This window comes from Levilactobacillus namurensis DSM 19117 (genome assembly GCF_001434785.1).
Taxonomy (GTDB): Bacteria; Bacillota; Bacilli; order Lactobacillales; family Lactobacillaceae; genus Levilactobacillus; species Levilactobacillus namurensis.
Map to the genome: position 1 here is coordinate 34,909 of NZ_AZDT01000067.1, position 5,573 is coordinate 40,481.

A 5,573-nucleotide genomic window follows, 5' to 3' on the forward strand; every position below is an offset into this window, starting at 1 on the left:
ATACTATAGACCATCGTGGCTTCACCCTGACCAATTGTTTTTTGGACACGATCCCACAAAAGGTCGCGAATACGGGCACTTACATTACCAACATAGACGCCGGTTTGAACTTCTTGATACCACTTCGTTAAATCCCCTCGCAATGCCGGCGGAACCTTAGTTAAGGTGATAACAATCATCGGATATCATCCTCCAACTCATGGTACTGAACCCCCATTTTTTTGTAGGCCCAGTCGATCATCCCAGAGATGAACCATGTCTGTTTCCAGTTCAACATCCGTGACGCCTAGTAAATTCTTTAGGTCCGTAACCATTTGTGATAACAGTTTGCCATCCTTAAAGACATCCCGCATTGCATGGCGCGTAATAGAGGAGATATTCTGCCCATCCGGATGCTTAGCCGTCACCTGAAAGGCGACCGGAATCGACGTCTGCGCCTTATATAGATCCGCAAAATCATATACGAAAGCTAAGTCATGACCGGTATGTACAAAGCCCAATCCCGGAGAAGCGCCTAAAGCTACGATAACACTATAACTCAATCCATATAATGCTTGATGAGCCGCCGTTAACGCTTGATTAATCGGTGTTCCCGCTTCAAAATTATTGGGATCATAGACTCGCCGTGTCCAAGCAACCTGGGTCTCTACCGATTGTTCTCGGTAAACGTCCCTGACTCGTGCACCTTCCTTGCCTCGCAACTGCTGCATCGTTAGCCCCGAAACATCCTGACCTGGAAAGCGCATTTGATACATCTTCCTGGCAACCATGATTCGTGAACGTTGGTTTGAAACTAACTTAGCTTGAGCCTCCAACAGCCGAGACGAGTGATTTAAAGCCCGTCCATGCGCATATTGTCGCACCCCTTGTTCGCCAACCCAAACGACCGCAGTACCAGAATCACCAATCAATTCCATTGCTCGATGAGTCACATCAACTCCCGGACCCAACAAGAGACAACTAACTAATGCTACCGGGACAAATACGATTCCCCGTTGGTCAACGACCTGGATCGCACTATCTTGACGTTTCAATTTGGCATGCTCTAAGTAAAGAAACGTCATACGGTCTCGGACACGCCCCAACTCGGGAAGCTTAGGTTTTTGCGCTCCCATTTTAGGCTTAACCATTATCTAGTCCTGAGGAATAATTGTCATTAGCCCCATGCCAAAGGCTTTTTCGCGACCAATTCCTTGTGTCAATGTCTGTTTAAATACCGTAAGATTCTTAACCCGCAAGAGGCCTTCAAAAGTTACCCGACTTAACCGCACACCTCGGCCCATTCGTCGATGAAGTATCGGCCAATCACGACTTACAATATCAAAAGCTCGGGTAACTGACGCATCCGGATCATCCGTCACAACTTGTTGAACTAACTCAAATCCGGCGCTTTCAGCCCGATCAATCAACCACTGGCGTTGTTGAGCGATCGTAACATGGGGAACAACACGTCCCTGCTTATGACCTGGACGTGTGATCGTATGAACCGGATTAGCTGTTAATCGAAATTGCATGAGTTGCCCTGACCGAATACTAGCCAAAAAGGCGTCATACGATTTAACAATCACTGTGCCAGGTACACCATACGTCCCCAACAGCGTTCCATCTGGACGATTATGACTCGCTAACAGCAAATATCGGTGTCCACCTAAAACATCGATTCGCCAAAGATGACGCTGCCGTTCATGAGCATTAAGCTCTTGAGGGAAACTTTGTTCAACCCAGTTATGATAGGCTCCCAAGTGTGTTAAATCTTTAATCTTTTGCCGATTAGCGTCATCAATTTCTACTCTCGAAAGGTACATCATTAGTTCCTCCTCTCTAGCATACCGATTGGATCATGGGTGGTTGCCTGAAAATACGGATTGGTAACCGTTACTTGAGTTGTCACTACAGGTCGAAATCCGAAGCGACGATTACGCTGATCAAATGATACCGCTTGGTCTTTTACCATAGTATTCGAAAATTGTTCCAATAGATTTGCATCCGCAACAATATCTAACGGAATCGTCTTAGCTTGACTTTGTCTTTTCTGATACCAATCTGAGGCCTGCCATTTTAAAGTCCTCAAAGCCTCAACCGGTGTAGTATCTATAAATTCATGAACCTTTAATACTCCGGCCGGAACGTTTGCCCGTCGACCCAAGAAAATCTGAAAACGTGGATGAGTCAATGCTGCATGAATCCGATTAATTTGAGCGCTATCTGAGCTCCCAATCGCTGCCACAAAAACAGCATCCTGCAAGTAATCACGATGCGTCAACTTACGGACCCCTTGTTTCCACTCGACAGTCTGAAAATCAGTTAACGGTTGTCCAACCTGATCAACACGAACTGCAAAGCTTAAATCATTCAACTCTTTAATTCGTACATCATCACGCCGATAGCCCAAAGCCGCAGCAATCATTCCAATCATTGCACTTTTAGAGGGATAATCTCCCGTAGTCCGTCTCTCAAAGGTTGCTTCATCTCCATAAGATTGAAGCGGTGCAGTTAGCCTAATCGTTAGAGTCTTCATCATTCTGGACCGCCTTTTCTACCACTGCCGTGACTTGACTAATTAAGTCCGATAAGGTCGTCGTCGCCGTAGCGACTTCTGATGTCGCTTTACCCAACTCGAAGTTTGCCAATGGCTGTTCTACGTAACTCTGCGTCTTTGTAAATTCAGATTCCAAACGCTGAATCGATTCATCAACGTATCCATCCTTAGAAGTTACCGGCTTTTCAAATGCTGATACCAAATTAACCGGTGTATCAGATCGTAACGTCACCATCACATAGTTAGGCACCGTCTTATTAGCAAACGTATTTTGCTTGCCAGTCGGCATGGACAGAACAAAGCTCTTCAAGAAAGCTGCTACACCCTGGATGGCATCTTGAGTATTTAAATTATAGATTAACTCGTTCAGATTCACATTGGCATACCGGTATAAAGTGGAAGAATTAAATTCAATCGTCCCTAACATCGCTGCTCCCGTTGTATCTTCAGGTTGTTCATCATCCAATGCCGTAAAGTAATCATATTCAGGCACCACTTCATGGGTCGAAATTGCGTGAGCCACTTGACAAGCGGCGTCTACATTTAGCTCTGGATTGTCCGCAACCATTCGCCCGAATAATGCTAAATCAAGCGATTGGTCACCCTTCAAAACCTTTTTAACTTCCTTCTTATCCAAATCATCATTAGCTAGAACATACTGAGCCAATTTTGCCAATTGACCATGACTAACCAACAACAACGCACCAGTTTCTTGATTCTTATCAAGTTTAATGCCGGCCGCTTTAAACGTTGCCGCTACCTTAGCAGTGACCGTCTTATCATCTAGTGACGAATCTAATTTCTTCAAGTTAGACGCCAATAGCTTAGCCGCTTCCTTAGTTCGGGTCCCTACAGAAGTATTAGTTGCTCGAAAGTCTGCGCGTACGGCATGCTTCCAGCTCTGTGACGATACCCGAGCACGACTAACCCCACCATATAAGGCAGTCTTAGGGGCACCCGTATCATCACGATTTAGGTTAGATGATGGTACCGTTTGTAAGACGTTAATATCTAAGTATAAGTTTTGAGTAGTCATTAGTTTTGCTTCCCTTCAGAATTTTTAATCGTTTGTAGATTCCGGTAATATTGTTGCCCCCACCGTAGATGGACTTGATTAGCTTGTCGATTGCCAAATTGAGCGATATATAAGTCTTTTGCCAACCGCGCATAATCAATTGACCAATCTCGATGGTGGGACTTTACGATACTAACTAAGTGAGATAGCGAATTAATCATGCTATTAACGTTAGTCGTTGCTAAAAGAATCCGTACCCGGCGATCCAAAGCATCATGTATTCTTTCATCCTGACGCATTTTGGCCAGTCGCATAAAGAATTCAGTCGGTTCATCTCGGCTAGTTGGTTCATAAACTAGTTGCTCCTGTCCCTGCTGATGAATGGCATAGAACCGAACTGCTGCATATATCGCTACCTCAGCATAGGTTGGGTAACCATCAGAACTTAGCATTTCTTTATCAAGATTAGCTAACAAGATGGGCCAAATTCCTTGGGCACGTGGACTGGTTAACGTTGCTGCTCCACGAATACTCGCTAACGCTGCTTTATTGGGATGTTCATCCCGGTTAAGCTTTCGAATAATCTTATTCGTTACAAAACTAATATCATTTGCTTGCATCACTTTTAATCACTCCTTCTTAAGGTCTAAATCCTGACGGACTTGGTAGCTTAAACGGCTGCGAACAGTAAAGATGTTCATCGGCCGCCCTTTAGCATCCTTGATGCCAATGACATCTCGCGAAGAACTAGTGCGCACAATCTCCTGCACGGCCGCCCGTAATAACTCTTGCAGTTGTCGTTTCCACTCATTAATCTTTTCGTCTCGATCATCTCGACCACTCAGCTGAGCTAACCACTGCTTAAAAGGAACGTTTAAACTAGCATAGAATTTTGCACTCAAACGACTAGCATATGATCGTGTATCAACTAAATTCCGAATTTCCCCAATATCAGCAGCAAAATGATAAAAATCTTGACCAACTTTTTGCGTCATGGTCACCGTATCTTCAATCCGCACCGGCCACCGTTCCGCCATCTCCGAATCATCAAACAACGTATTGGCTTGCAATTGCAAATCATCTGCAAATTCAGCAGCAGGCGATTGCGAGGTTGCATTACCATCACTAACTAAGGCGACTGACGCTAACGTCAGGATTTGATTATCAGGAATTAAACCATCTTCCTTAAGTTTTCGCAACCATCCAACCAGTCCTGGTTCCTGACGTGTCGTTTCATCCTGATTAGTCTTCACATACTGTCCAAAGTTTCGCCACATCGCAACACTTAAGGATCGTAAGCTCTTAACTGCTGGTCGAAAGAGCGATTCTTTTTTATCAAAACGCCAAGTCGTCATCGGTTCTAAGCGCGCACCTTCCGCCGAAAACATCGGAATCCCAGCACTAAAGATGATAGGATGTCGTTTGTCTGCCCACTCAATATGTAAAATACGTGACCAAGCTGTGTACAAGCCAGCAAGATCATCCGGTAACGCTTGTCGCTTACGGTAGGCAACATAGTCTAAAACCGACTCAAATTCCCATACCGGTCGCTGAATGGCTGGATTTTCCTGGTCCTGATTAACTAACACTAAATTCAGCATTAACGTTTCAAATAACGTCTTTCCTTGTACATAGACCGGATTAAGCCGATAAACCCATCCTGCGGGGTTGGAAAACTTCTCTTCGTTTTCAACCTTGGTCTTATCCGTTACACCAGTATAATTCTGGTACATGATAATCCATCGCACGAATTCATCTAAATCAATTTCATTCTTAAATTCACCCGTCTTAGGGGCAAAGGTTGATGGGGTATGACCACTTTCCGAAATTCGGCGATTAAGTTGCTTAACCGCCACCTGCCCCTTTCCCTTAGCAACTCGCTTATTAGCCGGAACCAATGCATCATAGTCTGCAGTTGTGGCTTGGTAAAACGGATGATCCCCGAAAAAATCAAAACAAGCCGCGTTTTTCTACGTCTTGTCAATAAGAATGTTGTTAAATCAATGTTTTATGATGAGA

The 5,573-nt window shown here is 44.5% G+C and carries 5 protein-coding genes and 2 pseudogenes; all 7 read right to left on the bottom strand.

Features of this window, described 5'->3' with window-relative positions; translation table 11 throughout:
* Window positions 1–179 (bottom strand): type I-E CRISPR-associated endoribonuclease Cas2e (cas2e, locus tag FD30_RS11820; protein WP_235803271.1); only part of this gene is annotated, 179 nt, incomplete at its 3' end.
* Window positions 176–1,130 (bottom strand): annotated as a pseudogene (gene cas1e / locus FD30_RS10970) (type I-E CRISPR-associated endonuclease Cas1e). The gene cas2e and the pseudogene cas1e, both read right to left, overlap by 4 nt.
* Window positions 1,131–1,133: 3 nt before the next feature.
* Complete coding sequence (cas6e, locus tag FD30_RS10975; RefSeq protein ID WP_056945054.1) at window positions 1,134–1,805, bottom strand: type I-E CRISPR-associated protein Cas6/Cse3/CasE; 672 nt, start codon at window positions 1,803–1,805, stop codon at window positions 1,134–1,136.
* Window positions 1,806–1,807: 2 nt separating this feature from the next.
* A complete protein-coding gene (gene cas5e, locus FD30_RS10980; protein ID WP_056945060.1) occupies window positions 1,808–2,518 on the bottom strand; it encodes a type I-E CRISPR-associated protein Cas5/CasD in 711 nt (236 codons plus the stop codon).
* Entirely contained in the window at window positions 2,499–3,575 is a 1,077-nt protein-coding gene (gene cas7e / locus FD30_RS10985; RefSeq protein WP_056945055.1) for a type I-E CRISPR-associated protein Cas7/Cse4/CasC, read from the bottom strand. Before cas7e ends, cas5e begins: the two co-directional genes overlap by 20 nt.
* Window positions 3,575–4,174, bottom strand: coding sequence for a type I-E CRISPR-associated protein Cse2/CasB (casB, locus tag FD30_RS10990; protein ID WP_056945056.1), 600 nt, complete (start codon window positions 4,172–4,174; stop codon window positions 3,575–3,577). The genes cas7e and casB overlap by 1 nt, the downstream gene beginning before the upstream one ends.
* A gap of 9 nt (window positions 4,175–4,183) precedes the next feature.
* Window positions 4,184–5,503, bottom strand: a pseudogene (locus FD30_RS10995) (type I-E CRISPR-associated protein Cse1/CasA); the annotation flags it as partial.
* Window positions 5,504–5,573: the final 70 nt, after the last annotated feature.

Bases quoted from the DNA above. Each gene is read 5' to 3' on its own strand.
- cas6e (WP_056945054.1), bottom strand. From the start codon at position 1,805: ATGTACCTTTCGAGAGTAGAAATTGATGACGCTAATCGGCAAAAGATT.
- cas7e (WP_056945055.1), bottom strand. From the start codon at position 3,575: ATGACTACTCAAAACTTATACTTAGATATTAACGTCTTACAAACGGTA.
- casB (WP_056945056.1), bottom strand. From the start codon at position 4,174: ATGCAAGCAAATGATATTAGTTTTGTAACGAATAAGATTATTCGAAAG.
- cas5e (WP_056945060.1), bottom strand. From the start codon at position 2,518: ATGAAGACTCTAACGATTAGGCTAACTGCACCGCTTCAATCTTATGGA.